The 492-nt window shown below is 54.3% G+C and carries 1 protein-coding gene; it reads left to right on the top strand.

Annotation, left to right across the window (positions count from 1 at the left end; all coding sequences use genetic code 11):
* Positions 1-492, top strand: a 492-nt coding sequence (locus AC3DEV_RS16810; protein WP_488372836.1) for a DEAD/DEAH box helicase, incomplete at both ends; no start/stop codon positions are given.

Below are 492 nucleotides of genomic sequence, written 5' to 3'. Positions count from 1 at the left end.
CCACGCTCAACCATTTTCGTCGTCATAAAACCCCTGCCGTTATCGTGCTGCCCACCGGTGCAGGTAAAAGCCTGGTGATAGCGGAACTGGCGCGGCTGGCGCGTGGTCGCGTGCTGGTGCTGGCACACGTTAAAGAACTGGTGGCACAAAACCATGCAAAATATCAGGCGCTGGGGCTGGAAGCCGATATTTTTGCCGCCGGGCTAAAGCGCAAAGAGAGCCACGGTAAAGTGGTATTTGGCAGCGTGCAGTCGGTCGCCCGTAATCTTGATGCCTTTCAGGGTGAATTTTCGCTGTTGATTGTCGATGAATGCCACCGTATTGGTGACGATGAAGAGAGCCAGTATCAGCAAATCCTCACTCACCTGACCAAAGTGAATCCCCACTTACGCCTGCTGGGGCTGACTGCCACGCCTTTTCGACTGGGCAAAGGCTGGATTTATCAGTTCCATTATCACGGCATGGTACGCGGCGATGAGAAAGCCCTTTTCC

The sequence above is a fragment of the Dietzia sp. IBK-p2-15D genome, assembly GCF_057773105.1.
The sequence above is the reverse complement of the archived record's forward strand: the minus strand, read 5'-3'. Positions and strand labels throughout refer to the sequence as shown.